Annotated in this window: 27 protein-coding genes; all 27 read right to left on the bottom strand. The window is 67.8% G+C overall.

The window, feature by feature from the left end; translation table 11 throughout:
• Positions 1-4: 4 nt before the first annotated feature.
• Complete coding sequence (locus tag AC06FA_RS08140; protein WP_478067860.1) at positions 5-658, bottom strand: 4Fe-4S cluster-binding domain-containing protein; 654 nt, start codon at positions 656-658, stop codon at positions 5-7.
• A 2-nt stretch (positions 659-660) separates the two neighbouring features.
• Positions 661-2,493, bottom strand: coding sequence for an AAA family ATPase (locus AC06FA_RS08135; protein ID WP_478067859.1), 1,833 nt, complete (start codon positions 2,491-2,493; stop codon positions 661-663).
• A gap of 116 nt (positions 2,494-2,609) precedes the next feature.
• The gene (locus AC06FA_RS08130; RefSeq protein ID WP_478067858.1) at positions 2,610-4,727 is read right to left on the bottom strand and encodes a putative bifunctional diguanylate cyclase/phosphodiesterase; all 2,118 of its coding nucleotides are present in this window, start codon (positions 4,725-4,727) and stop codon (positions 2,610-2,612) included.
• A 168-nt stretch (positions 4,728-4,895) separates the two neighbouring features.
• Positions 4,896-5,687 (bottom strand): flagellar biosynthetic protein FliR, encoded by a 792-nt coding sequence (gene fliR, locus AC06FA_RS08125; protein WP_108749552.1) that lies wholly within the window; start codon positions 5,685-5,687, stop codon positions 4,896-4,898.
• Positions 5,688-5,700: 13 nt separating this feature from the next.
• Complete coding sequence (locus AC06FA_RS08120; protein WP_005413254.1) at positions 5,701-5,970, bottom strand: flagellar biosynthetic protein FliQ; 270 nt, start codon at positions 5,968-5,970, stop codon at positions 5,701-5,703.
• 85 nt (positions 5,971-6,055) lie between these two features.
• Positions 6,056-6,832 (bottom strand): flagellar type III secretion system pore protein FliP, encoded by a 777-nt coding sequence (gene fliP / locus AC06FA_RS08115; RefSeq protein ID WP_108761945.1) that lies wholly within the window; start codon positions 6,830-6,832, stop codon positions 6,056-6,058.
• Between the two features lies 1 nt (position 6,833).
• A complete protein-coding gene (fliO, locus tag AC06FA_RS08110; protein WP_478067857.1) occupies positions 6,834-7,241 on the bottom strand; it encodes a flagellar biosynthetic protein FliO in 408 nt (135 codons plus the stop codon).
• Positions 7,238-7,573: a flagellar motor switch protein FliN gene (gene fliN / locus AC06FA_RS08105; protein WP_108749555.1), complete on the bottom strand. Its 336-nt coding sequence runs from the start codon at positions 7,571-7,573 to the stop codon at positions 7,238-7,240. Before fliN ends, fliO begins: the two co-directional genes overlap by 4 nt.
• Positions 7,570-8,574: a flagellar motor switch protein FliM gene (fliM, locus tag AC06FA_RS08100; protein ID WP_478067856.1), complete on the bottom strand. Its 1,005-nt coding sequence runs from the start codon at positions 8,572-8,574 to the stop codon at positions 7,570-7,572. Before fliM ends, fliN begins: the two co-directional genes overlap by 4 nt.
• A 10-nt stretch (positions 8,575-8,584) precedes the next feature.
• Complete coding sequence (locus AC06FA_RS08095) at positions 8,585-9,100, bottom strand: flagellar basal body-associated FliL family protein (RefSeq protein WP_312709574.1); 516 nt, start codon at positions 9,098-9,100, stop codon at positions 8,585-8,587.
• 150 nt (positions 9,101-9,250) lie between these two features.
• The gene (locus tag AC06FA_RS08090; RefSeq protein ID WP_478067855.1) at positions 9,251-10,435 is read right to left on the bottom strand and encodes a flagellar hook-length control protein FliK; all 1,185 of its coding nucleotides are present in this window, start codon (positions 10,433-10,435) and stop codon (positions 9,251-9,253) included.
• On the bottom strand, positions 10,435-10,902 hold the full coding sequence (fliJ, locus tag AC06FA_RS08085) for a flagellar export protein FliJ (RefSeq protein WP_478067854.1): 468 nt from the start codon (positions 10,900-10,902) through the stop codon (positions 10,435-10,437). Before fliJ ends, AC06FA_RS08090 begins: the two co-directional genes overlap by 1 nt.
• 3 nt (positions 10,903-10,905) lie before the next feature.
• The gene (locus tag AC06FA_RS08080; RefSeq protein WP_312709577.1) at positions 10,906-12,288 is read right to left on the bottom strand and encodes a FliI/YscN family ATPase; all 1,383 of its coding nucleotides are present in this window, start codon (positions 12,286-12,288) and stop codon (positions 10,906-10,908) included.
• Positions 12,285-12,926 (bottom strand): FliH/SctL family protein, encoded by a 642-nt coding sequence (locus AC06FA_RS08075; RefSeq protein ID WP_108749561.1) that lies wholly within the window; start codon positions 12,924-12,926, stop codon positions 12,285-12,287. The genes AC06FA_RS08080 and AC06FA_RS08075 overlap by 4 nt, the downstream gene beginning before the upstream one ends.
• Positions 12,923-13,909 (bottom strand): flagellar motor switch protein FliG, encoded by a 987-nt coding sequence (fliG, locus tag AC06FA_RS08070; RefSeq protein WP_108751550.1) that lies wholly within the window; start codon positions 13,907-13,909, stop codon positions 12,923-12,925. Before fliG ends, AC06FA_RS08075 begins: the two co-directional genes overlap by 4 nt.
• A 7-nt stretch (positions 13,910-13,916) precedes the next feature.
• The gene (gene fliF / locus AC06FA_RS08065) at positions 13,917-15,563 is read right to left on the bottom strand and encodes a flagellar basal-body MS-ring/collar protein FliF (protein ID WP_478067853.1); all 1,647 of its coding nucleotides are present in this window, start codon (positions 15,561-15,563) and stop codon (positions 13,917-13,919) included.
• Between the two features lie 12 nt (positions 15,564-15,575).
• Positions 15,576-15,941 carry a flagellar hook-basal body complex protein FliE gene (gene fliE, locus AC06FA_RS08060; RefSeq protein ID WP_478067852.1) on the bottom strand — a complete coding sequence of 122 codons (366 nt, stop codon included), beginning with the start codon at positions 15,939-15,941 and terminating at the stop codon, positions 15,576-15,578.
• 398 nt (positions 15,942-16,339) lie between these two features.
• A complete protein-coding gene (locus AC06FA_RS08055; protein WP_478067851.1) occupies positions 16,340-16,756 on the bottom strand; it encodes a hypothetical protein in 417 nt (138 codons plus the stop codon).
• A 306-nt stretch (positions 16,757-17,062) separates the two neighbouring features.
• A complete protein-coding gene (locus AC06FA_RS08050) occupies positions 17,063-18,571 on the bottom strand; it encodes a sigma-54 dependent transcriptional regulator (RefSeq protein ID WP_478067850.1) in 1,509 nt (502 codons plus the stop codon).
• Positions 18,568-18,945, bottom strand: coding sequence for a response regulator (locus tag AC06FA_RS08045; RefSeq protein ID WP_049460600.1), 378 nt, complete (start codon positions 18,943-18,945; stop codon positions 18,568-18,570). Before AC06FA_RS08045 ends, AC06FA_RS08050 begins: the two co-directional genes overlap by 4 nt.
• Before the next feature lie 14 nt (positions 18,946-18,959).
• Complete coding sequence (rpoN, locus tag AC06FA_RS08040; RefSeq protein WP_478067849.1) at positions 18,960-20,369, bottom strand: RNA polymerase factor sigma-54; 1,410 nt, start codon at positions 20,367-20,369, stop codon at positions 18,960-18,962.
• A 392-nt stretch (positions 20,370-20,761) separates the two neighbouring features.
• On the bottom strand, positions 20,762-21,394 hold the full coding sequence (locus AC06FA_RS08035; protein WP_049460605.1) for a response regulator: 633 nt from the start codon (positions 21,392-21,394) through the stop codon (positions 20,762-20,764).
• Positions 21,395-21,485: 91 nt separating this feature from the next.
• Positions 21,486-22,064 carry a PilZ domain-containing protein gene (locus AC06FA_RS08030; protein ID WP_478067848.1) on the bottom strand — a complete coding sequence of 193 codons (579 nt, stop codon included), beginning with the start codon at positions 22,062-22,064 and terminating at the stop codon, positions 21,486-21,488.
• On the bottom strand, positions 22,061-22,360 hold the full coding sequence (locus tag AC06FA_RS08025; protein WP_312253330.1) for a hypothetical protein: 300 nt from the start codon (positions 22,358-22,360) through the stop codon (positions 22,061-22,063). Before AC06FA_RS08025 ends, AC06FA_RS08030 begins: the two co-directional genes overlap by 4 nt.
• Positions 22,360-22,779 (bottom strand): flagellar export chaperone FliS, encoded by a 420-nt coding sequence (gene fliS, locus AC06FA_RS08020; RefSeq protein ID WP_049460610.1) that lies wholly within the window; start codon positions 22,777-22,779, stop codon positions 22,360-22,362. Before fliS ends, AC06FA_RS08025 begins: the two co-directional genes overlap by 1 nt.
• 130 nt (positions 22,780-22,909) lie before the next feature.
• Complete coding sequence (gene fliD / locus AC06FA_RS08015) at positions 22,910-24,262, bottom strand: flagellar filament capping protein FliD (protein ID WP_478067847.1); 1,353 nt, start codon at positions 24,260-24,262, stop codon at positions 22,910-22,912.
• A gap of 215 nt (positions 24,263-24,477) precedes the next feature.
• On the bottom strand, positions 24,478-24,574 hold a 97-nt coding region (locus tag AC06FA_RS08010; protein WP_275086515.1), incomplete at its 5' end, for a flagellin.

The raw sequence follows: 24,574 nt of genomic DNA, 5'->3' as shown, positions 1-24,574 counted from the left end.
GCGGTTACTCCACGTCTTCGCCGCTGGGGGCGTGCGCGCTGGTCTGCAGGTGATGACCCTGCGCGCGCAGCAGTCCGCGCAGGCGCAGCAGGTCGTTGTGTCGGGGGATGCCGGCCATCCACAGGCTGCCGTCCTCGTCGAACATGATGTCCAGCGCCTTGTCGGACGGCGCGAGCGGGCGCTCCAGCCCGGCCAGCCGATCGCGGCCAAGGTCGGTCAGCAGGCTCAGCCGCTGGTTGTCGCTGCCACGCAACGCGCGGGTCTGCCCGGCGTCCGCCAGGTAGGGGTCACTCATCAGTCCGTCGATCAGGCCTGCTGCACGGCGCAACGGCGCCTGCAACGCTTCCAGCGCGTGGCCGCTGTAGACCAGTATGTCGCCCGGCCCACGCGAGCGCAGGCCGCGCAGCAGGGCCAGAAGTGCATCGAACTGGTCGAACGGCTCGCCGCCGGAAATGGTCACCCCGTCGGCCTGCTGCCACCACGGCGCAAGCTGCTCAAGCAGCACGTCCACCTCGATGCGGCGATGGCCCGGCCCCCAGGTATCGGCCGATACGCAGCCAGGGCAGCGGATGCTGCAGCCTTGGAACCAGATGCCCAGCCTGTGCCCCGGCCCCAGCGTGGTGATGGGGAAATGCACGCGCGACAGGCTGACCTGCATGGTCAGGCCCGTTCCACGGCCAGCCCGCCAGGCTGCACGGCGGTGATGACGAAGTGCTCGCCGGGTTGTGCGTCCTGGTCGAACAGGCTGCGTGCCAGCGGGTTCAGCAGGCGCGCTTCCAGTTGGTTGCGGATGCCGCGGCCGCCGTTGGACAGGTCCTGCAGGCACTGCGCCTGCAGCGTGGCGCGCGCTTCTGCGGCCAGGGTCACCGTCAGCTGCTGGGCATGCAGGTCCTGCAGGGTGGCATCCACCATCTGCTCGAAGATCTGCACGGCGACCTCGTCGCGGATGAAATCGAAAACAATGATGTTCTCGCCAATGCGGTTGAGGATCTCCGGCCGGTTCAGCACCAGCTTGAAGTGGCGGTCGATCTCGGCATGGACCTTTTCCTGCACCTGTTCGAACGCCTCGCCGGGCAGCACATTGGCCACCCGTTCGCCGTGTTCGCCCTGCCGATAGATGCCAAGATTGGAAGTGAAGACGATCAGCGCCTCGGAGAAATACACGCGGTCGCCGCGGCCCGAGGTGAGCACACCGTCGTCGAGGATCTGCAGGAATTTATCGAGAATGCGCGGATGGGCCTTTTCGATCTCGTCGAACAGGACCACGCTGAAGGGCTTCTCGCGGATGGCATTGGTCAGCTCGCCGCCAACGTCGTAGCCCACGTAGCCGGGCGGGGCACCGATCAGCCGCTGGTCGGCGTGCTCGGCACTGAACTCGGACATGTCGAAGCGGATGTACGCGCCCTCGTCGCCAAACAGCAGGCTGGTGACGGTCTTGGCCAGTTCGGTCTTGCCGACACCGGTGGGCCCGGCCAGGAAGGCCACGCCGCGTGGCCGGTTGCCCTTGCGGCGCGCGCCGACGCCGGTCATGGCGCGCTTGACGATGTCCAGCATGTGGGTCACGGCGTGGTCCTGGCCCTTCACCCGCTGCTGCACGTAGCCCTGCGCTGCACGGATGCGCGGGCGATCGATGCGAAGCCAAGGGTCTTCAGTGACGCCGATCTTGTAGCGGCGTACCGCGTCACTGATCTGTTCCATGCCCACGTTCTCGACCCGGGCCAGCTGGGTGATGGCGGTAAGGTCCAGCAGCAGCAGGCCCTCGGTTTCCGTGACAAAGGCATCGACCGCTTTTGCCATGGCATCGGGCGTGGCCGTGGCCGCACCGGCCAACCCCTTCAGCAGGGCCGGCGCCAGTGCGCGGCGCACCTGCTGGTCGGGCTTTGCGACGGAAACTGCGCGGATGCGCGGGTTGGCCACCACCAGCCAATCGGGCAGATCGCCTTCCTTTTCCACGATCCACAGAATGCTGTTGAAGAAGGGTCTGCGCGCCGCCGTGGCCGGACGGCTGCGGGCCTGGTGGGCCAGCACCAGGGCCTGGGTGAACAACTGGTGTTCGGCAGCGCTGAGATTGTCGCTGCGTACGGTCAAGCGCGAGGCAAAATCGACAATCAGCGCAATGGGATCGCCGCTTCGGCTGACCAACCGTGGCAGCGTGGCGGAAAGCAGGTCGATGCCGGCCGGCGCGGCGCCATTGGCCGGGGTCAGCCCCAGCTCGCGCAGCACGGCGTCGCCGTCGGTGGGCTCTGCACCGGCGCGGCTCAGAACGCGGAAGCCGGCCAGCGGGTCCCAGCCGAGCACGTGGCTGAAGCCCTCGTCGAGCAAGGTAGTGCACAGGTGCTGGTTGAAGCCCTGCGCGGTGACCAGGCCGGGCTGCAGCTCGCCGGCCTGCAGATCACGCACATTGCCGGACAGCACGAACTGGCTCTTCAGCGGCAGGAAGCGGAGCAGGTCACGGTGCCAGCGCGGACTTTCAAATGAACTCTTCCCTGACATGCGCATACTCCATTCACCGATGTTCCGTGAAAGCGTATTGCGCATGCAGGGCAATTGCCAGCGCGGGCAAGGCAGGAATGTGCCAACCAAGGTTGGCACCCACCACGGCCGGCGCGTCAGCGCGGCGGTGGGTTGGCCAGTTCCACCCGCGGCCGCGGCAGGTCGTGCAGCTGCATGAAACGGGCCGGGTCCACCGGCCGCCCCAGCAGGTAGCCCTGCAGGTAGTCACAGCCCAGCCGTTCCAGATAGGCGCGCTGCGGGGCGGTTTCCACGCCTTCGGCCACGATGTCCATGTCCAGCGCGTGGCCCAGGGCCACGATGGCCGAGACGATCACCACGTCTTCGGGGCTGTGTTCCAGGTCGCGCACGAAGGCGTGGTCGATCTTTATCTCGGTGGCCGGCAGGCGCTTGAGGTACAGCAGGCTGGAATAGCCGGTACCGAAATCATCGATGGAAATGCCCACGCCCAGCGCCGACAGGCTCTGCAGCAGGCGCAGGCTGGTGTCGGTATCGCGCATCACCGTGCTTTCGGTGATTTCCAGCACCAGGTGGCGCGGGGTGATGGCATAGCGCTCGATCATCTCTTCCACATCGCGCAGCAGGTGCGGCGAACTGAACTGCACTGGGGACAGGTTCACCGACATCGACCAGCTGTCATGGCCGGCATCGTGCCAGCGACGCAGTTGCTGGCAGGCCTGTTCCAGCGCCCAGCGCCCGATATCGTTGATGGCGCCGCTGCGCTCGGCCAGGCGGATGAAGCGGTCCGGCGGGATCAGGCCCTGTTCGGGGTGGCGCCAGCGGATCAGCGCTTCGGCACCGGCCACGGCCTGCGTGGCGACGCGGATCTTGGGCTGGTAGTGCAGGAACAACTGGTCGGTACCGATCGCCCGGCGCAGGTCGGCCAGCAGGCGGAACTGCTGTTCGGCGCTGTCGTTCATCCAGTCGGCGAACAGCACGAACGCGTTGCGGCCAGATTCCTTGGCCTGGTACATCGCCGCATCGGCGAAGGCCATCAACTGGCGTTCGCTGGCCGCATGGTCGGGACAGATGGCAACGCCGATGCTGGCAGTCACCTGCAGTTCGTTGTCGGCCAGCAGCGGGCCGCCGCCCACCGCTTCCAGAATGCGCCGGGCCAGGGTCGGCAGGTCCTCGTCGTGTTCGATGCGCACCACCAGCACGAACTCGTCGCCGCCCAGCCGGGCCAGCATGTCGTTGGACCGCAGCAGCTGGCGGGTGCGCTCGGCCACGGCCACCAGCAGGGCGTCGCCGGCCTGGTGGCCGTAGGCATCGTTCACCTGCTTGAAGCCGTCCAGATCCATGAACATCACCGCGAAGCGGCTGCCGCCCTGTTCGGCCTCGGCCAGCGCCTGCACGATCCGGCGCTGCAGCAGCAGGCGGTTGGGCAGGCGGGTGAGCGGGTCATGCAGCGCGGCCTGGGTCAGTTCCTGCTGGGCGTCGGTCAGCGAGGTGCTGAGCAGCGAATTGCGCAGGCGCAGCAACTGCGCTTCCACCCGCTGTTCCAGCCAGGACACCACCAGCACCACCGCCAGGATGGCCACGGTGAGCACCACCACCATTACCGCCAGCCAGGTGCTGCGCAGGCCATCGCCGACCGCCGCACCGCACACGCTTCCTTGCGGGAAGCGGGCGGCGGCCATGCCGGTGTAATGCATGCCCACGATGGCCAGGCCCAGCAGGCCGGCGGCGGTCAGCCGATCGACGTTGCGGGTGTTCTGCGCGCGCAGCCGGAAGGCCACGTACAGCGCGGTCCACGATGCGGCCACGGCCACCAGCAGCGACAGCGCCAGCCACACCGGCTGGTAGTCGATGCCCGGCTGCATGCGCAGCGCGGCCATGCCCACGTAGTGCATGCTGGCAATGCCGGTGCCCATCAACACGGCGCCGCCTGCCAGGCGGCCATGCGGCAACGTGCGCTGCGACACCAGCCACAGCGCGAACACCGACGAGGCGATGGCCAGCGCCAGCGATGCCAGGGTGATGGGCAGGTCGTAGCCCAGTGGAATGGGCAGGTCGAAGGCCAGCATGCCGATGAAGTGCATGGACCAGATGCCCAGGCCCATGGCGAAGCCGCCGCCCAGTCGCCACCACCAAGTGGCCCCGCGGCCGGGTGCGGTAACCGTGCGCCCGGCCATGGCCAGAGCGGTATACGAAGCCATGACCGCCACCAGCAACGAGGTGGCCACCAGCCATGGGTTATACGTGCCTACCAGCATTCGTCAGTCTCCCGGACCTGCCTGTCAACGGAAAAACTACGGTGGGGCAAGGCTACGGCAAGCGGCCGTGTGCAGCGTCGGCCGCGTGCGGCGTCCCCCTGGTCGCCGCCCATTCACTGTAACGCGTGACCGGGGGGGCAGGGCAATCAACAAGATGTGATGAAGTTCTCATTGAGTGACGGCGCCGGCGGCCTCGAACGCGGCATCGAACATGCGTTGTACCGGCGGCCCCATCTCACCGGCCAGCAGGGCCAGCAGGAACAGGCCCAGCAGCAGCGACACCGGCAGGCCCAGCTGGATCGGATTCAGTGCGGGCGCCGCGCGGGCCAGCACGCCGAAGGCCAGGTTGACCGCCAGCATGGCCACCACCAGCGGAATGGCCAGGGTGAGGCCACCGCGCAGCACGGTCAGCAGGAAGGTGGGGGCGATGCTGAAGAAGGCATGCGGGTCGGGCAGCGGTGCGCCGATGGGCAGCGCGCGGTAGCTGTCCACCACCAGCGAGATCAGCGCCAGGTGGCCGTTGGCGGTGAAGAACAGCAGGCCGAACAGCAGGTAGAACCACTGCCCGATGACACCGGAGGTGCCGCCACGCAGCGGGTCGCTCATCTGTGCGAAGGCCAGGCCGGTGCCCTGGGCGACCAGCTCGCCGGCCAGTGCGCCGGCTTCGAAGATCAGCCGCAGCAGGAAGCCGATGGACACACCGATGGCCAGCTCGCGGGCGATGGTGAGTACGGTGGCGGCGTCGAACCCGGTCCAGTCCGGTACCGGCGGCAGCAGCGGTGCCAGCGCGATCGACAGCGTCGCCGCCAGCATTACCCGCACGCGGGCAGGCACGGCGCGGGTACCGACCATGGGCATGGCCATGGCCACCGCGCCGAAGCGCAGCAGGGTCCACAGCACGGTGCCGATCATGCCGAAGGCCTGCAGGCCGTCGGCGGCCATCTGGGTGGCGGCGTCCATCGCGGCGCAGGTCCTAGCCGATCAGGTGCGGAATGCGCTGGAACAGCAGCGTGGTGAATTCGACCAGATGGCCGATCAGCAGGCTGCCGAGCGCAAACAACACGGCGGTGAGTGCCGCGGCCTTGGCCACGAAGGCGATGGTGGGCTCGTTCAACTGGGTCGCGGCCTGCACCACGCCCACCACCACGCCCACCACCAGCACGGTCAGCAGCAGCGGACCGGCCACCCACAGCACGGTAATCAGGCCGCCACGCAGTTCAGTCAGGGCAAGTTCGGGAGACATTCGGGTTCCATCTGCTCTTGTAGAGTCGAGCCACGCTCGACTGCTCTGCTTCTGTAGAGTCGAGCCACGCTCGACTGTCTTTCAATCACGCCGGATTGAAGCTGGCCGCCAACGTACCCACAGTCAGCACCCAACCGTCGACAAGCACGAACAGCAGGATCTTGAACGGCGCCGACACCAGCATCGGCGACAGCATCATCATGCCCATCGACATCAGCACGCTGGCCACCACCAGATCGATGATCACGAACGGAATGAAGATCAGGAAGCCGATCTCGAAGGCGGTCTTCAGTTCGCTGGTGACGAACGAGGCGACCAGCACCGGGAACGGAATGGCATCGGGGCTGGCGTAGGTGCCATGGCCGGCAATGCCGGCGAAGGTCATCAGGTCGGTTTCGCGGATCTGCGCCAGCATGAAGGCGCGCAGCGGCTGGGTGGTCAGCGTCCAGGCGGTCTGGAAGTCGATGTCGCCGTTCAAGTACGGCGCCATGCCGGTGCTCCACGCCTTGTCCCAGGTGGGCAGCATGATCATGGCGGTCAGGAACAGGGCCAGGCCCAGCAGCACCTGGTTGGACGGCGTCTGCCCGGTGCCCAGCGCCTGGCGCAGCAGGCCCAGCACGATGATGATGCGGGTGAACGAGGTCAGCACCAGCAGCATCGACGGAATCAAAGTGATCGCCGTCATCAGCAGCAGGGTCTGCAGCGGCAGGCTGACCGGCGCGCCGCCGATCTTGCCCACGTTCACATCGGGCAGCGACGGCGGTGCGCCCGGCGCGGCGAAGGCCAGCGCGGGCAGCAGGCACAGGGCGATCAGGATCAGCCACGGCATCAGGGTGGCAAAGCGGGAACGGGTCACGCGCATGTCAGGGGTCCTTGCGCAGCCGCTGTTGCAGCAGCTGGGCGAAATTCGGCAGGTTCTTCAGGTCCGGCACGCGCACCGGCGCCGGCGGCGGCAGGGGCTCGGACAGGGTGTGCAGGGTAGTGATGCTGCCGGCGGTGACGCCCAGCAGCAGCTGCTGGCCGTTCACTTCCACCACCACCACGCGTTCCTTGGCGCCCACGGTCAGGCTGGCCACCAGCTTCATGCCTTCGGCGGGGCGGAAGCCGCTGCCGGGCAGGCGCTTGAGCAACCAGCCCAGGCCGATCACCAGGGCCAGCACGGCCAGCAGGGCCAGCACCGCACCGAACAGGCTCGGTGCGGTGGCGGCATGCTGGCCGATCTGCGGCGTTGCCTTCGCAGCGGCCTGCGCGGTGGCGAGCAGCAGGCTCAACGCAGTCTCCGGATCCGCTCGCTCGGGCTGACCACATCGGTCAGGCGCACGCCGAAGCGGTCGTTGATCACCACCACTTCGCCGTGGGCGATCAGGGTGCCGTTGACGAACACGTCCAGCGATTCGCCGGCGCCGCGTTCCAGTTCCACCACCGAACCCTGGTTGAGCTGCAGCAGGTTGCGGATCGGCAGGCGGGCGCGGCCGACTTCCAGTGACAGGGTCACCGGCACGTCCAGGATCACGTCCAGGTTCAGGTCCGGACCCGGGGTTTCATCGGCCTGCAGGCTGCCGAACTGGGCCGGGGTCGGTTCGAGGGCGTCGATATCGTTCATTGCGGGTCTTCCTGGATGACGGGTACGCGCGGGCGGGTCCCCGGCGGATGGGTAGCGGTGACTTTCACGGCGTTCATGCCGTTGGCGATGCCGAATTCGCCGGTGAACACGGGGATGTTTTCAACGCACAGCGGCAGCTGGGTGTTCAGCTCGATCGGCAGGATGTCGCCCACCTTCAGCTGGGTCAGGTCACGCAGGGTCATGCGCTTGCTGGCCAGCACGCTGGACAGGGTCACTTCGGCGATGTTGAGCTGTTCGCGCAGCATCACGCCCCAGCTGGCATCGCGGTCGTTGCGATCGCTCTGGATGCCGGCGTCGAGCAGTTCGCGGATCGGCTCGAGCATCGAGTAGGGCAGGGTGACGTGGATGTCACCGCCACCGCCGTCGAGTTCGACGTGCAGGCGGCACACCACCACGTATTCGCGCGGCGTCACGATGTTGGCGAAGTGCGGGTTGATTTCCGAGTTGATGTATTCGAAATCCACTTCCATCACCGGTGCCCAGGCTTCGCGCAGATCGGCGAAGGTCTGCTTCAGCAGCAGGTGGATCACCCGCATTTCGGTGGCGGTGAATTCGCGGCCTTCGATGCGGGTGGGGTAGCGCCCGTCGCCGCCGAAGAAGTTGTCGACGATGGCGAACACCAGGGTCGGCTCGAACACGATCAGGCCGGTGCCACGCAGCGGCTTGAAGCGGATCAGGTTCAGGTTGGTCGGCACATACAGCGAATGCATGTAGTCGTTGAACTTGATCAGCTCGATGCCGCGCACCGACAGCTCGGCCGAACGGCGGATCAGGTTGAACAGACCGATGCGCCACAGGCGGGCGAAGCGCTCGTGCACCATTTCCAGCGTGGGCATGCGACCGCGGATGATGCGGTCCTGGCTGGCGAAGTCGTAGGAACGCGCTTCGCCGGACGGCGGCTCCGGATCGGTTTCGACCGCGCCGCTGTCCACGCCATGCAGCAGGGCATCGATCTCATCCTGGGACAGCAGGTCATTCATCGGTAGGCCCTTACTGGGTCACGAAGCTGGTGAACAGCAGATCGTCGGCGCCGTTGCTGCCGGTCTCGGCCTTCAGCACCTTCTGCACGGCGGCCAGCGATTCGGCCTGCAGCTTCTGCTTGCCGGCCACGTCGGCAATCTGGTCGGGGCTGACCTGCGAGAACAGCATCAGCAGATTGGCGCGCAGTGCCGGCGCATGGGTCTTGATCGCCTCCAGCGCAGCGGCATCGCGGGTCATCAGCTGCACTTCCACCTGCAGGTAGCGCGGGCCGTCGATCGGACCGTTCAGATTGACCACGAAGGCCGGTTCCAGCGCGAAGTACTGGGCCGGGGCCGGGGTGGCGCCCTTCTTCGGGGCTTCGGCGGTGGCCGGTTCGTGCTTGCTCTGGGTGAAGAACCAGACGCCGGCGCCGGCGGCACCTGCGGCCAGAACGGCCACCAGGGCGGTGATGAGCAGAGGACTGCGCGGCTTGGCGCTCTTGTCCTTGTCGGCGGTCTTCTTGGTTTTGTCAGCGGCTGCGGCCACGGGGTGAAGCTCCTCAGGGGTTGCTTCACAGGGCTATGCAAGGGGTGTGCCGCAGTGGTGGGGAAGGGCGGCGACGGATTTCCGTCGGTAGCGCCGGGCCGTGCCCGGCGGGCTATCGGGGTACCGCCGGGCATGGCCCGGCGCTACCGGTTACGCGTAGGCGTCCAGCAATCCGCGCTGGCGGATCAGCTGTGCCGCCGACACCGTGGTGTCGCCCAGCGACGGTTCTCCGTCACCGATGCGGCCGCTGCCGCCTCCGTGGTTCTGGCCCGACGTTCCGCCGTCACCGCTGTTGCGGTGGCCCACATCGGCGTGGGCCAGCTGGAAGCCCTGTTCGCCCAGCAGTTCGCGCAGGCGCGGCAGGCTGCTTTCCAGTGCCTGGCGCACGTCCACGTGCGGGCTGCTGAAGCTGGCGTGCACCTTGTCGCCGTTCATCTGCAGGCGCACGTCCACCGGACCCAGGTCTTCCGGGTTCAGGGTGATGTGGGCGTGGCCGATCTTCTGGTCCGCCAGCCAACCGACGCGTGCGCCGATGGCCTGGTCGAAGCCTTCATCGCCCAGCACCGGGGTGGGCGTGGGGTCGCCGGTGAACACCGGGGTGCTGGCCAGCGCGGCCTTCAGGTCCTGCAGGGCGGCGGGCAGGGCCACCTGCAGCGGTGCGGTCACGCTACGGTCGCTGCCGAACAGGCTGTCTGCATCGTCTGCGCCGTCCAGCGCGGTCTGCGCCAGCACCGTGCCGGGCAGTGGCAGTTCGATGCCTTCGCCCTCGGAATCGGCTGCGGCGGCCGTCGCCACGCCGGTGGCCGCTGGCGCGGTGGCCGGCGTCGTGCTGGTGGCGGTGGCCGCGGCGGGCAGCGTGGGCAGTGCAGCGGGTGCGGCGCCGGGCAGGGCGTCGGCCTCCGCGCCCGCCGCGGTGGGCACTGCAGGCACGCTGGGGTCGGCAACCGGCGGCACCATCAGCGCCAGCCCGGCCAGACCCAGCGGCGGCCACGGCGCGTCGTCGCTGTCGGTCGGTGCATCCTTGTCGGTGGCCGGGGCCGTGCTGTCGGTGGTGCTGGCGGCGACCTCGGTCGTTGCAGCGTCGGCGTCGGTTGCGTCCGCGGACGTGGCCGGCGGCGTGCGTGCGTCGGCGTTGCCTGCATCGGCGTTGGTCGCCTTGCTCGCCGGCTTCGTTGGGGTGCCCGCGGTCCTGGCGGCAGGCGTGTTGCTGCCGCCCTGCAGCATCTGGTCGAAACCGCTGCCGCTGCCAGCGTCGCTGCGGTTGCTGCGCGCACTGCTGCCCGTGGAGCCGGTGGTGCCGGCGGCGGTGCTGTTGCCGGTCAACAGGGAAGGCATCACGCGCGGCCTCCCTGCGGGTCGTTGTCCGGGTCGGTGGCCTGCGCCAGGCGGGCGCGGCGGGCGCCGATGTCATCCATCTCGCGCTGGTCGCGGCGGTCGGTCACTACCTTTTCCTGGGCGCGGTAGCTGGCGGCCAGCTGTTCCAGCACCGCCTTGTCACGGCTGGCCAGGATCAGGCGCGCGCGCTCGGCTTCCACCTTTTCGCGGTTGCCGTCCACGGTCTGCTGCTGCTGTTCCACCGCGCTGTCCAGGCGGTCCAGGAAGGCACGGCGGTTGAGCAGCTGCGCCGGACTGGTGGCGGCCATCTGTGCGTTGGCGTACTCCTCGGCATAGCGGCGCAGTTCATCCAGCCGCGACAGATGGGTATCGAGCACGCGCTGGCGCTCGGCCAGGTCGCGGGCCACCGCGTCTTCGTGTTCCTGCGCCCGCTTCAACAGCGGGTCGATGCGCTTGGACTGTGTCATGGCTTAGTTCTCTTGTTCCACCAGGCGCTGCAGCGCGGCCTGGCTGTGCGGAAGATCGGCGGCCTTGGCCACATCCTGGCCGAGGAATTCCATGATTTCCGGCCAGCGTTCCAGTGCTTCGTCGGTCGCAGCGTCGTTGCCGCGCTGGTAGGCGCCAATGGCGATCAGGTCGCGGTTGGCCGAGTAGGCCGACACCAGGCGCTTCAACTTGCGGATGCGCAGGCGCCAGGGTTCGTCGGCGATTTCCGTGACCACGCGGCTGACCGACGATTCCACGTCGATGGCCGGGTACAGGCCACTGTCGGCCACCCGCCGCGACAGCAGGATATGGCCGTCGAGGATGGCGCGCGCCGCATCGGCAATCGGGTCCTGCGGGTCATCGCCTTCGGTCAGCACGGTGTAGAACGCGGTGATCGAACCGCGCCCCTTGGCGCCGTTGCCGGCACGTTCCACCAGCGCCGGCAGCTTGGCAAACACCGACGGCGGGTAGCCGCGGGTGGTCGGCGGCTCGCCCACCGACAGGCCGATCTCGCGCTGGGCCTGGGCGAAACGGGTCAGCGAATCCATCAGGAGCAGCACGTTCAGGCCCTGGTCGCGGAACCATTCGGCAATGGCAGTAGCGCGGTAGGCGCCGTGCAGGCGTGCCAGCGGCGGGCGGTCGGCCGGGCTGGCCACCACCACCGCGCGGCGCAGGCCTTCTTCGCCCAGCGTGGTTTCAACGAAATCGCGTACTTCGCGGCCACGTTCACCGATCAGGCCAACCACGATCACGTCGGCGGCGGTGTAGCGGGTCATCATGCCCAGCAGCGTCGACTTACCGACGCCGGAGCCGGCGAACAGGCCCACGCGCTGGCCACGGCCGATCGGCAGCAGTGCGTTGATCGCGCGCACGCCCACGTCCAGCGGCTGGGTGATCGGTTCGCGTGCCAGCGGGTTGATCGACACGCCGGCCATGCCGACGTGGCCTTCGGCGCGGATCGGGCCCTTGCCATCCAGCGGCACGCCATCACTGTCGATTACCCGGCCCAGCAGGCCTTCGCCCACTTCCACGCCACCACGGCGCGCGGACGGTACCACGCGCGCGTTGGGCAGCAGGCCGTGCAGCTCGGCGCTGGGCATCAGGTAGGTACGTTCGCCGGCAAAGCCGACCACTTCGGCATCCACCCAGCCGCCGTCGACCACTTCCACCTTGCAGCTGGCGCCCAATGGGGCCTCGCAGCCGACCGCTTCCAGGGTCAGGCCCACTGCGCGGCGCAGCACGCCCTCGCGGATCAGGCCGCGTCCGTGCGCGGTATCCACCCGCAGGCTGTCCAGGCGGCCGGCCAGGCGCAGGTTGCGGGCCACGGTCCAGTCGGCCGGCGGCGGCAGGTGCGAATCGGTGTTCATGCATTGGCTCCGGTCTGGCGGATCACCGCATCCAGGGCGCCGCGCAGGCGTGCTTCCAGGGTGCCATCCACGCGCACCGCTTCGGCGTGCACGCGCAGGTCGCCGCGGCTCAGGCTGGTATCGGGCACCAGTCGCTGCTGCGGTGACAGGGTCAGCAGCGGCGACAGGGCGGCGATGTCATCGGGGTGCAGGCGCACTTCCACCTCGCGGGTGGCGCCGCCCACCGCGTCCACGGCTTCGCCCACCAGCTGCGCCAGCAGGGCCGGGTCGGCCTCGTAGGCGCGGCCGACCAGGGCGCCGGCAATGCGCACGGCCAGCTCGCCCAACGCACCGACCACTTCGTTTTCCAGGCGCACCAGCGGGCGGCTGAAGTTGTCCAGGATGCCTTCGATCTGCGCGACCAGGCGGCGCACCTCGGCCTGGCCCTGGCCATAGCCATCGCTGTGGCCCTGGGCAAAGCCTTCTTTTTCCGCGCTGTCCTGGATCGCCTGGATCTCTTCCAGCGTGGGCAGCTGCAGCACCGGCTCCGGCTCGTGTTCCGGGTCGGGCTCGGTGAGCTCGAACACGTCTTCCTGTTCCAGCTCCGGTTCGGGCTGGGCCAGCAGGTCCGGGGCAAGCCAGCGCACGACGTTGCTCACAGCATGGCCTCCGCGCTGCCGCCGATGGTGACCGTGCCTTCATCGGCCATGCGCTTGACGATGGCCAGGATCTCGCGCTGCGCGCCTTCCACGTCGGACAGGCGCACCGGGCCACGTGCTTCCATGTCTTCCAGCAGGATTTCGGCGGCACGCTGGGACATGTTGCGGGTGATCTTGTCGCGCACCTTGATGTCGGCACCGCGCAGGGCCAGGCCCAGGCGCTCGCCGCTCACTTCGCGCAGCACCAGCTGCATTTCGCGATCGTCCAGGTCCACCAGGTCGTCGAACACGAACATCAGGTCCTGGATACGGCCGCTCAACGGTGCGTCGATGCGCGCAATCTCGCCCAGGATCGCCTGGTCCTGGCCGCTGTCCATGAAATTGAGGATGTTGGCCGCGCACTGCACGCCGCCGATGTTGGACGACTTCAGGTTCTGGTTGCCGGCGAACTGGCGTTCCATGATCTCGTTCAGTTCGTTCAGCGCATTGGGCGGAATGCCGTCCAGCGTTGCGATGCGCAGCAGCACGTCCACGCGGGTACGTTCGGGCAGCAGCTTCAGTGCATCGGCGGCCTGGTCGGTTTCCAGGTGGGCCATCACGATGGCGATGATCTGCGGGTGCTCGTTGCGCACCAGGTCGGCCACCGCGCGCGGGTCCATCCACTTCAGCGCATCCAGGCCGGTGGTATTGCGGCCCAGCAGGATGCGGTCGATCAGGTTGCCGGCTTTTTCGCTGCCCAGCGCCTGCACCAGCATGTTGCGGATGTAGTCGTCCGAACCCACGCCCAGCGAGGTCTTCGAGCCAAGTTCCTGGCTGAACTGGTCCATCACCCGTTCCACCTGCTCGCGGGTGATGTCGGTCATGGTGGCCATGGCGATGCCGATCTTCTGCACTTCCTTGGGTTCCATGTGGCGCAGCACTTCGGCCGCGTCCAGCTCACCCAGGGACAGCAGCAGCACGGCAGCGCGCTGTACGCCGGTCAGTTGTGCCTCAGTCATTGGCCACCCAGCCCTTGACCACCTGGGCCACGCGCTTGGAGTCGGTCTTTACGGCTTCACGGGCCATCCGCAGTCGTTCCTCATATGAATCCACCGGCAGGGCCAGTGCTTCGGCCCCGCCCAGGCTGGCCCGGTCGGCGCCCAGCGCCGGCAGCGGGGTGCCATCGTCATCCACCAGCTGCACGTCCGCGCTGTGCGGTTCCAGTGCAGCCTCGTCTTCCTTCTTGGTCTGCCCGGTAATGGCGCGCAGGGCAGGGCGCAGCACGCCGAACAGCAGGGCCAGCACCACCACCGCACCCAACAGCATGCGGCCGGCATCGTGCACCCAAGGCAGTTCCCACCAGGCCGGGCCTTCCACCGGGGTGGTGTCGCGCACGAACGGGGCGTTCATCACCGACACGGTATCGCCGCGCTCTGCGTTGAAGCCCACGGCCTGCTTCACCAGCGCTTCCACGCGGGTCAGCTCGGCGGCCGACAGCGGCTGCGGGGCGACCTTGCCGTTGGCACCGGCGCGCGGCACGTTGTCCACCAGCACCGCCACCGACACGCGCTTGATGCGGCCGGCCGGCTGGCGGGTGTGCTGCAGCGTGCGGTCCAGCTCGTAGTTGCGGGTGGCGTTCTTGCTGCTTTCGGTCGGGGTCTGCGCGGTCGGCGGCGCGGCCGGCTGGCCCGGCGGGCTGTTGCTGGTCGCCCCCGGCACGCCCTGCGGGCCCGGCGTGGTGCTGGTGTTCTCGCTCATCTGCTCGCTGCGCAGCTTCTGCGGTTCACCGTTGTAGAGTTCGCGCGCCTCCTCGGTTACCGAGAAGTCCATGTCCACGCTCACTTCCGGATTCACCCGGCCCGGGCCGGTCATCGGCTCCAGCAGTTCGCGGATGCGCTGGTTGAACGAGGTTTCCTGGCGGCGGACCTGTTCGAACTGGGCGGCGTTGACGGCCGCTTCGCTGTTGGGGTCGCTGACGCTCAGCATGCGGCCACTCTGGTCGACCACGGTCACCCGTTCCGGGGCCAGGTCGGGAATGCTGGCGGCCACCATGTGCACGATGGCATCGACCTGGCTGCGTTCCAGCTGCTGGCCGCCGCGCAGTTCCAGGGTGACCGAGGCGCTGGCGACATCGCGCTGGCGGGTGAATGCGCTGGGCTTGGGAATGGCCAGGTGCACGCGCGAATCGCGCACCGGGCGCAGCGTATTGATGGTGCGCGACAGCTCGGTTTCCATCGCGTGCTGGTAGCGCGCGCTTTCCACGAACTGGCTGACGCCGAAGCCGGGATCGCGCTCCATCAGTTCAAAGCCCAGCTTGCCGCTGTCGGTCAGGCCGGAGCCGGCCAGCTTCAGGCGCGCATCGTGCAGGTTCTTTTCCGGCACCACGATCCCGCCGGTGGCCGGATCCAGTTCGAACGGAATCTGTGCGGCGCGCAGCAGGTCGGTGGCTTCGGCGGTGGCCTTCTGGTCCAGGCCGGTGTACAGCGGCACCATGCCCGGCTTCTGTGCCCAGAAGAACACGGCAAGGCCTGCCGCCACCGCCACGGCAATCATCGCCATCAGGCCCAGGCGGCGGGTGATCTGCAGACTTTGCAGCCGATCGAACCACTGCCCGGCCTTCTCGGCGTTCAGGGATTCCTTGGAGAGCGTCAGTGCCATGCGGTTGGATCCTTACAGCGGCATGTTCATCACGTCCTGGTAGGCCTGGACGAGACGGTTGCGGACTTCCACGGTGGCGCGGAAGGCGATCTGGGACTGCTGCGAGGCGACCATGACCTTGGCCAGGTCGGCGCTGGGGTCACCCATTTCGAAGGCTTTGGCCAGGGCGCCGGAGGTCTGCTGGGCGTCGTTCACGCTGGACAGCGCGCCGCGCAGGGTTTCGGTGAAGCTGGGCGGCTGCACCTGCGGGGCATCCAGCACCGCGTTGGGCAGGGCATTGCTGCGCGGCGCTTCGGCCAGCGGATTGACCGCCGGCTGTCCCATCTGGGTCTGATAGGAGCGGATCTGGGAAAGGATCGAAGTGACGGAGTGGGACATCTGCAACGGTTCCAGAAACAGGGATGGGGGCGTTCGTCTGGAAGCAGTGCAAGCGGCGTGCCGAAACCGGTTTTTGATTCAGTGTGGTGAGGGTGGGGGTGTGTTTTTCGGGGTTGCACCCCGCGCCCGCTGTAGAGTCGAGCCATGCTCGACTGAAGCAACGTCAACAGCTGGTTTCCTGGGGATGGCGGGGTGGGTCCGGTTGCGGGGGACGCCGTAAACCCGTCCATGGGGGCTTAGCCGCGCCATCCATGGCGCGGATACCCCCGCAACCGGACCCACCCCGCCTTCGACACTTGGCCGCGACCTGTCGGAACAGCACGGGGTCGGATCCCGTTGCGGGGCAACGGGCTCTGACCTCATTGAGGGCGCCATTTAACCGGCGTCGGTTTTCTGGCCTATGGCTGCAGGGTCCAGCGGCCGGAATTCTGGCGCTGCCGGGGCGTGATGGGGCCGTCGTGCTGGGTGTAGATGAAACGGCCCTGTTGCTGGGTCAGGCAGGTCAGTAGCAAGGTGTAGCGAGCTGGGCCATCGGGGTGGGCTTCGACCATGTGGATTTCCGCGGCATGCGGGGCCAGGCGCTGGTAGTGGTAGGTGCCGCCGATGCGGATGTCGGTGCCCAGTACATCGAGCGTGTAAGCGCTCGTGCCGAAGCTGACCTGCACCACGCGTCCGGCGTTGGGGTTGTCCGGCGCATACAGTGGATCGCTGAGGTTGGTGAACTGACGCTGGTCCAGCGTAGCGGGCACGGTGCAGTCGGCGGCGGTGGCCACGGTGGGGCAGAGCAGGGCGATGAGTATTGCTGAACGATGCATGGCGGGACCTCCGTAGGGTGTCCCTGCCATGGTCCGCAGTGCAATGCCGATGTCTTTAGGAAAACGTGCAAATGCAAAAGGGGTCGGACCCCTTTCCAACGGAAAGGGCTCCGACCCCTCTTGGGATCGCGCGGGGTCAGAGCCCTCCCTGCGGGAGGGGTCTGACCCCGGTTGCAGATGTCTTGAGGAGAACGTGCAAATGCAAAGGGGTCGGACCCCTTTCCAACGGAAAGGGCTCCGACCCCTCTGGGATCGCGTGGGGTCAGAGCCCTCCCTTCGGGAGGGATCCGACCCGGCTGCAGGCGGTCAGCTGGCCAGTTCGGCCGGTTCGCGCTCGATGCCGTACTTGCGCAGCTTTTCCACCAGGGTGGTGCGGCGCAGGCCCAGCAGTTGGGCGGCGTGGGCGACCACGCCCTGGGTGCGTTCCAGGGCTTCGTTGATCAGGCCCAGTTCGATGTTGGCCATGTGGTTGCGCAGGTCCAGGCCGTCGTCGGGCAGGGCCGCCGGCGCGTTGCCGCGGTTCACGGCAATGCCATGCTCCAGCGCCGGCTGGCCGCCGCTGCCGGGGGTGTGGAAGGAGAAACTGCGCAGGTCCAGGCGGTCTTCGCTGGTGGCCACGGGCGCCGGGGCGGGGGCGGGCGCCACCGGGGCCAGCGCGGCGTCGCCGCGGTAGCGGGCCGGCAGGTCCTGCACGCGCACCGAGCCACCCGGGTGCAGCACGGCCAGGCGCTCGACCAGGTTGGTCAGTTCGCGCACATTGCCCGGCCATTCGTAACCGGCCAGTGCCTGCAGGGCCTCGGGGGTGAAGCGCACTTCGCCACGGCCGGTGCGGGCCAGCTGCGCGGCGATGGTTTCCACCAGCGCGGGCAGGTCTTCGCGGCGTTCGCGCAGGGCCGGTACGTCGATCGGGAACACGTTCAGGCGGTAGAACAGATCCTCGCGGAACTTGCCTTCGGCAATGCGGGTCTCCAGGTCGCGGTGGGTCGCGGCGACCACGCGCACGTTGCAGCGGATGGTCTGGTTTCCGCCCACGCGCTCGAAGCTGCGTTCCTGCAGCACGCGCAGCAGCTTCACCTGCATCGGCAGGCTCATGTCGCCGATTTCGTCCAGCAGCAGGGTGCCGCCCTCGGCCATTTCGAAACGGCCCTTGCGCGCGGTCAGTGCGCCGGTGAAGGCACCCTTTTCGTGGCCGAACAGTTCGCTTTCCAGCAGGTCGGCCGGAATGGCGCCGCAGTTGATCGCCACGAACGGACCATCACGGCGCGGCGAGCGCTGGTGGATGGCACGCGAGACGACTTCCTTGCCGGTGCCCGATTCGCCCAGCACCAGCACGGTGGTGTCGAACGCGGCCACCTGTTCGATCATGGTGCGCAGGGTGGTCACCGCCGGGCCCGTGCCGGTCGGACCCTGGTCCTGCACGGCGCCGGCCTGGTGTTCGGCATCCAGCCGCTTCAGGCTGGCGCGACGCAGCAGGGCTTCCATCTGCGCATGGCGCAGCGGTGCTTCCAGCGGCCAGATATTGGCTTCATGCAGGCCGTGCTGGTGGGCGAACGTGGCGGCATCGCCATCGGCCAGCAGCACCGGCGGCGGCAGGCTGCTGCCACCCAGCCACGCATACAGCGCGGTGCTGGCGGGGCTTTCGTCCAGGCTGCCGACGATCACCGCCATCCAGTCGTTCTGGCGCTGGCGGCCCAGGTCGAAATCGGCTGCGTCGGAGACCCAGCGCGGGTTGAAATCCATGAATTCCAGCAGGGCAACGGTGCGCTCGGCACGCACGGCATCGTTGTCCAGCACCAGGATGCGCGATTCGCTCACGATCGATCCTCCCTGAGGCCTTCCAGGATCGGCATGACTTCCTGGATGTAGGACAGCTTGCTGACGAAGTTGTCGGCGCCGGCGCGCAGCGCGTGTTCGCGGTGCTCGACGTCGTCGAAGTGGCTGGCAATCACGATGTACGGTGCATCGTCCTGCGACTTGATCAGGCGGGTGGCCTGCAGGCCGCCCATTTCCGGCATCGCCAGGTCCATCAGCACCACCTGCGGGCGCAGGCTTTCCGAGCGCTCGATCGCTTCCAGGCCGTTGCCGGCGCTGCCAACGATCTGCAGCCAGTCGATCTTGCGGAAATGACGCATGGCGGCGTTGATGAAACCTTCATGGTCATCGACCAGCAGCACTGTGAGCTTGTTCATGTCCAACATCCTTTTCAGCCCACCCGGGCCAGCTGGGGTTGCCTGGCGCTGAGCCGGCGCCGTTCGCGGGCCGGGGCGATATCCAGTTGTTCTCGGTATTTTGCGACGGTTCGACGGGCAATGTTCACTCCCTGGCGCGACAGCAGGCCGGCAATGGCCTCGTCGGCCAGCGGGCGACCGGCCGGTTCGGCGTCGATCAGGCGCCGCACCATGGCCTTCACCGCTTGCCCGGAGACGCTGGCGCCTTCCAGGCGCACGGCGAAGAAGTGCTTCAGTTCGAAGGTGCCGCGCGGGGTCTGCAGGTACTTGCCGGTGGTGATGCGCGAAACGGTGGATTCGTGCATGCCGATCTCTTCGGCCACTTCCTTCAGGGTCAGCGGCGCCATGGCTTCTTCGCCGCGGACCAGGAAGGCGGCCTGGCGCTCGACGATCACCCGTGCGGTGCGCAGCAGGGTGTCATAGCGCATCGACAGGCCGCGGCTGAACCAGCGGGCTTCCTGCAGCATCTCGCGCAGGGCCGGGGCAGCCTCGGCGGTGTCGGCCAGGGCCTGTTCGTACTGGCTGTTGATCGATACCCGGCGGCTGGTGGCCGGATTCAGCGCCACCTTCCACTGCTCGTCGGCATGCCAGGCGACCACGTCGGGCACGACGGCCACGTTGGTGTCGGCCTGCAGGCAGTCGCCCGGGCGCGGCTGCAGCGACAGGATCAGGCGCACGGCTTCGCGCACGTCCTCCACTTCGGCATCGTGCTGGCGGGCCAGGGCGGGGTAGTCGTGGGCCGCCAGGGCGTCCAGGGCGCCTTCAAGAATGCGCCCGGCCAGGTGGCGGGCCGGCACCAGACCCTGCAGGCTGTACAACTGCGCCAGCAGGCATTCGCGCAGGTCCTGCGCGGCCATGCCGGCCGGTTCGCCATGCAGCAGCTGCTGGCGGATGGCTTCCACGCCGGCGGCGTCCACATCGAACTGGGCGCTGGCCAGCAGGTGCAGCTGGGCCAGCGGGGCCTGCAGGTAGCCGGCCTCGTCGCAGTGTTCCAGCCAGAACGCGGCGATGGCCAGGCCACGGTCGTCCAGGTCCAGTGCCAGCCGCTGCAGCACGCGCAGCTGCGGGTCGCTCGATTCGCCGGCAGCAATGCGCGCCATGCGGTCATCGTCGCCGTCCTGCCAGCTGGTGCCGGCCACGTCCCACATGGACGATTCGGGCAGTTCGTCGAAGGCCGCGGTTTCCAGCGTGGTGGCAGCGGCATCGCTGGCGTCGGCAACGGGGGCTTCGGCCTCTTCGATTTCCAGCAGCGGATTGGAATCGAGCAGGCGCTGGATTTCCTGTTCCAGGTGCAGGCCATCGAGCTGCAGCAGGCGGATCGACTGCAGCAGCTGCGGCGTCAGGTGTAGTTGTTGGCCCAGCTGGGTCGAGAGTGCAGCCTTCATCGTGGTTCCCCGGCACCGCTCCCCGGCGCCTTGTGGAACACATCTTGCTTTTGATCCGGCAGGTCCGGAATCGGGGGGTTCCTGAGGCGCTTGGTTCAGTTCCCGACACGCTGTAGGGGAATTCCCTACGCAATCGCGGGAAGTTGACGATGGCCGCGGCTAAATCGTTGATTGCTGGTGGCGCTGGGCGGTCGTCCGGGGCGTTGGTGTGTGGAAACCCGTCATTGAATGTCAGGGTGACGGCATTCCGGCGCCTGGGGCGGGGGTAGACTCGACTGTAAGTCGACTATCACGCGAAGCGCAGTCGACCAACGGTCGACTCTACCGGCGCGACGAGCAGTCGACCAACGGTCGACTCTACCGGGCCTGGGCGCGGGTTTACCGGCGCTCGATCATTCCAGCTCGTGCTGGTGGCGGGCGGCCAGCAGCAGCAGATCGTTGGCGCGGCGGCAGCCCAGTGATTCCATCATGCGGGCGCGGTGGGTCTCCACCGTCTTCACGCTGATGCCCAGGTCGGCGGCGATTTCCTTGTTGCTTTCGCCCTTGCCGATCTGGCGCAGGATCTCGCGCTGGCGCGGCGACAGCGCGGCAATGCCGGTGGGCTTTTCCCGGCCCAGCATGGGGGCCAGCATCTTGGCCGAGATCTGCGGGCTCAGGAACACCTGGCCGGCATGGGCGGCGCGCAGGGCCAGTTCCAGTTCCTGCGGCGCGGCATCCTTCACCACGAACCCCACCGCGCCACGGTCCAGCGCATCGCGTACATGGGCGGCATCGTCATGCATGGTCATCATCACCACCCGGGTGCCGGGTGCGCGCAGGCGGATGTCGCTCAGCGCTTCCAGGCCGGTGCGACCGGGCAGGGAAAGGTCCATCAGTACCACGTCCGGTGCATGCTGCAGGGCCAGTTGCAGCGCCTGTTCGGCGTTGCTGGCTTCGGCCACCAGCTGCACGTCGGCAAACCCCTGCAGCAGCCGCGCCAGGCCGGCGCGAACCAGGGTGTGATCGTCGACGATGAGAACTCGCACAGGCACGCAGCAGGTCCGTGAGGGGAGTCCACCTTAACTTAGCTGAACGGGCCCGCCAAGGCCCGTCGGCCACGCACTACCGTGACAGCGTTCAGCGCGCCCGGCGCGCTTCGGCAACCTGTCGACGGTGTAGACGGAAAAGGTGGCGTTCCATGGCCATCTCCAGGCCATCGCCCAGGCGGCTGAAGCGCAGCCAGAGGAAATGCCCGCCACTGCCATCGGCGGCTTCGGCCACCACCTCCACCGGCAGGTCGATATGGTCGGGCAGCCAGTCGCTGGGCTGCAGCCGCACCAGGCCGGCCTGGCCGGGGGTGGCGCCACTGCGCGGGCCCAGTTGCAGGCGGATGCCGCGGCGCGACCAGCGCACCGGCCGCAGCGGCAGGTCGTGGCCCTGCTGGCGCACCAAACGGCCCAGCAGCACCATGGTCAGGTCCAGCTTTGCTTCCAGTCGCTGCAGCTGCAGGGTGGCCTCGCTGCGCTCCTCGTGCTCGTCCACCCGGCTGTCTTCCACCAGGGCCAGGCTGCGCAGCAGGGCCTCGGCGCTGCCGGTGCGGCCCAGTCCGCTGCCGGGCTGGAACTCGGCAGGCAGGGCCAGTTCGCAGCTGAGCGTTTCGTCGAACAGCTCGCTTTCGGCCGGGTGGTGCAGCGAGGTGGTCGGCAGCAGGGTCATGCCAGCGATTCTGCCTGCAGATATGCATGGGCCGCGCGAAGGGAGGTGCGGTTCTGCTGCAGGTGGCTGGCCGCTTCGTCGCGCAGCAGGCGCATGCGTGCGCTCAGGTCGTGCTGGTGCTGCAGCAGGCCCTGCAGTGCGTCGGCGCCGAGGATGGCACCGTGCACGTCCATGGCCTTGCGCAGGTTGGCGTCGTACTGGCCCAGCAGCGTGGCGCAGTCTTCGCCCGAAGCGGTGGTCAGTGCGGCATCCAGCGCGTCCAGTTCGGCATGCAGCGGGGCAAGCACGGCGTCCATCAGGCAGGTGCCCCGGCAGCGCGCTGGCGCTGGTCCTGCGGAATCGCATTCCAGGCCGCGTCGATCTCGGTCAGCAGCTGCAGCGCTTCCTGCAGGGCCACCACGTCGTTGTGCAGGTTGGCCTCGGTCAGGCGCTGCTGCACGTAGTCGTACAGCGCCGACAGATTGCCGGCGATCTCGCCGCCGGCCTCATGGTCCAGCGAACCATTGAGGTGGCCGACGATGGCGCAGGCTTCGCCGATCGCCTTGCCCTTGCGCGCCTGGTCGTTGCGCTCGATGCAGGCCTCGGCCAGGCGGATGCGTTCGCACGCTCCGGTCAGCAGCAGTGCAACCAACTTGTGCGGGTCGGCGTCGGACACGGCGGTGTTCACCCCGACCTTGCGGTACTGCTCTGCGTACTGACGGCTGGAACCGTACATTGAATGAGTCTCCTGGTTGGCCACCCGGCGCGTGGCCGGTCGGTGGCGTCAGGGCCCGCCACGGGCCCTGCATTGTGTTGCTGTTTGTATCGGCGCCGGCGGCGCCAAACTTGAGCGCCGCCGTGCGGGTTCAGCTGCTGGTCTTCTTGGCCAGCTGCTGGGTCAGGTAGTCGCTGGTGGTCTGCATCTGGCTGACCAGCGATTCCATCGAGGTGAACTGCTTGGTGTAGCGGGTGGACACCTGTTCCATGCGCGCATCCAGATCATCCAGGCGCTTTTCCAGATCCTTGATCTGCTTGTTGAGCGTGTTGGTGCGCTGGGTGATGGTGCCGGTGGTGGCATCCAGGTTGCTCTTCAGCATGTCGGTCATCGACTTGCCGACCTTGCCGTCGGCGCCGAACAGGTTGCTGACCGATTCGGGGTCCTTGGCGATGGCCGCGTCCAGCTTGGTGCTGTCCAGGCTCATGGTGCCGTCGGTGGCCAGGGTGATGCCCAGCGCCTTCAGTTCGTTCACGTTCGGGCTCATCTGCCCGCGCAGCTGCTGCTGCAGGCCGCGCACCATGGCATCGCCGGTCAGTGCCGAGGCGGTGTTGGTTTCGGTGTTGTAGGCGGTGGCCGACTTCAGCGTGGTGTTGATCGCGTTGTAGGCGGTCACGAAGGCGGTCAGGTTGGCCTTCAGCGCGCTGTTGTCGCGGCCGACGGTCAGGGTCTGCTTCACGTCCGGGTTGGCCTTGGTCAGCGTGAGCGTGACGCCCGGCACCAGGTCGGAAATGGTGTTGGAGCTGGAGGTGCGGGTGAAGCCGTCCACGATCACGATCGCGTCCTTGGCCTCCACCATCACTTCCATCTTCGAGGCCGCGGTGCCGTCGTAGGCCAAGTCATCCAGGGTGCCATTGCCGCCCGACGGGGTGACCGTGATCGCGCCGGCTTCGCCGGAGTCCACCGCGGTCAGCACCAGGTGCTGGCCATCGTCGGCGGTCACCACCGAGGCGACCACGCCCTTGCCGGCCGAGGCCTTGTTGATCGCCTTGGCCACGTCGGCCAGCTTGCTGTCGGCGGCGATATCCACTTCCAGGCTGGTGTCGCCGTAGCCGATCGTCAATTTACCGCCGCCGATCGCGGCATCCTTGTCGAAGGCCTTGGAACTGAGCTTCTGGTTCTGCGCCAGCTGCTGCACCTGCACCTGGTGGGTGCCGGCCACCGGGCTGGTCGCGTTGTCGCCGGTATCCACCGCGGCGGTGAAGGTGGCATCGGTGCCCAGGGTGGTCTTGTAGCCGGGGTTGTCGGCGCTCTTGACCAGGGTGGCCAGCGCGGTCTGCAGGTTGGCCAGGCCACTCTTGATGGTGCTGATGGCCGACAGCTTCGACGTGGCGGCCGTGCCCAGGGCGTTGATCTGGTTTTCCTGCGGCTCGCGCTCTTTGGCAACCAGCTGCGCGACGAGGGTAGGGATGTCGAGACCAGTGCCGACGGTTCCGATGGCCATGAGGGTTCCTTGTGCTGTGGGCGGGCGGAGCCACTGCCGTTGCAATGGCTATCGGCCGCCGGAATGGAAGCTTGAGCGCACGCGCGTGCGCCGATGCATGCGCCGCTGCAAGGCCCGTGCCAGCCGGGGTGCCCGATCGATGCCGGCCGACGCCACAGACGCAGAAAGGCCGCCCGAAGGCGGCCTTTGCGTACTGCATGAACCGGCGTAGGGGATCAGCCCTGCAGCAGGCTCATCACGCTGGACGGCGACTGGTTGGCCTGGGCCAGCATCGCGGTACCGGCCTGCTGCAGGATCTGCGTGCGGGTCAGC

It is taken from the genome of Stenotrophomonas sp. Steno-C17 (assembly GCF_056393165.1).
The sequence above is the reverse complement of the archived record's forward strand: the minus strand, read 5'-3'. Positions and strand labels throughout refer to the sequence as shown.

What these genes read in the sequence shown, in the direction of transcription:
- AC06FA_RS08140 (WP_478067860.1), bottom strand. Translation starts at nt 658, where the DNA reads ATGCAGGTCAGCCTGTCGCGCGTGCATTTCCCCATCACCACGCTGGGG.
- AC06FA_RS08135 (WP_478067859.1), bottom strand. Translation starts at nt 2,493, where the DNA reads ATGTCAGGGAAGAGTTCATTTGAAAGTCCGCGCTGGCACCGTGACCTG.
- AC06FA_RS08130 (WP_478067858.1), bottom strand. Translation starts at nt 4,727, where the DNA reads ATGCTGGTAGGCACGTATAACCCATGGCTGGTGGCCACCTCGTTGCTG.
- fliR (WP_108749552.1), bottom strand. Translation starts at nt 5,687, where the DNA reads ATGGACGCCGCCACCCAGATGGCCGCCGACGGCCTGCAGGCCTTCGGC.
- AC06FA_RS08120 (WP_005413254.1), bottom strand. Translation starts at nt 5,970, where the DNA reads ATGTCTCCCGAACTTGCCCTGACTGAACTGCGTGGCGGCCTGATTACC.
- fliP (WP_108761945.1), bottom strand. Translation starts at nt 6,832, where the DNA reads ATGCGCGTGACCCGTTCCCGCTTTGCCACCCTGATGCCGTGGCTGATC.
- fliN (WP_108749555.1), bottom strand. Translation starts at nt 7,573, where the DNA reads ATGAACGATATCGACGCCCTCGAACCGACCCCGGCCCAGTTCGGCAGC.
- fliM (WP_478067856.1), bottom strand. Translation starts at nt 8,574, where the DNA reads ATGAATGACCTGCTGTCCCAGGATGAGATCGATGCCCTGCTGCATGGC.
- AC06FA_RS08090 (WP_478067855.1), bottom strand. Translation starts at nt 10,435, where the DNA reads ATGCCTTCCCTGTTGACCGGCAACAGCACCGCCGCCGGCACCACCGGC.
- fliJ (WP_478067854.1), bottom strand. Translation starts at nt 10,902, where the DNA reads ATGACACAGTCCAAGCGCATCGACCCGCTGTTGAAGCGGGCGCAGGAA.
- AC06FA_RS08080 (WP_312709577.1), bottom strand. Translation starts at nt 12,288, where the DNA reads ATGAACACCGATTCGCACCTGCCGCCGCCGGCCGACTGGACCGTGGCC.
- fliF (WP_478067853.1), bottom strand. Translation starts at nt 15,563, where the DNA reads ATGGCACTGACGCTCTCCAAGGAATCCCTGAACGCCGAGAAGGCCGGG.
- fliE (WP_478067852.1), bottom strand. Translation starts at nt 15,941, where the DNA reads ATGTCCCACTCCGTCACTTCGATCCTTTCCCAGATCCGCTCCTATCAG.
- AC06FA_RS08055 (WP_478067851.1), bottom strand. Translation starts at nt 16,756, where the DNA reads ATGCATCGTTCAGCAATACTCATCGCCCTGCTCTGCCCCACCGTGGCC.
- AC06FA_RS08045 (WP_049460600.1), bottom strand. Translation starts at nt 18,945, where the DNA reads ATGAACAAGCTCACAGTGCTGCTGGTCGATGACCATGAAGGTTTCATC.
- rpoN (WP_478067849.1), bottom strand. Translation starts at nt 20,369, where the DNA reads ATGAAGGCTGCACTCTCGACCCAGCTGGGCCAACAACTACACCTGACG.
- AC06FA_RS08030 (WP_478067848.1), bottom strand. Translation starts at nt 22,064, where the DNA reads ATGACCCTGCTGCCGACCACCTCGCTGCACCACCCGGCCGAAAGCGAG.
- AC06FA_RS08025 (WP_312253330.1), bottom strand. Translation starts at nt 22,360, where the DNA reads ATGGACGCCGTGCTTGCCCCGCTGCATGCCGAACTGGACGCGCTGGAT.
- fliS (WP_049460610.1), bottom strand. Translation starts at nt 22,779, where the DNA reads ATGTACGGTTCCAGCCGTCAGTACGCAGAGCAGTACCGCAAGGTCGGG.
- fliD (WP_478067847.1), bottom strand. Translation starts at nt 24,262, where the DNA reads ATGGCCATCGGAACCGTCGGCACTGGTCTCGACATCCCTACCCTCGTC.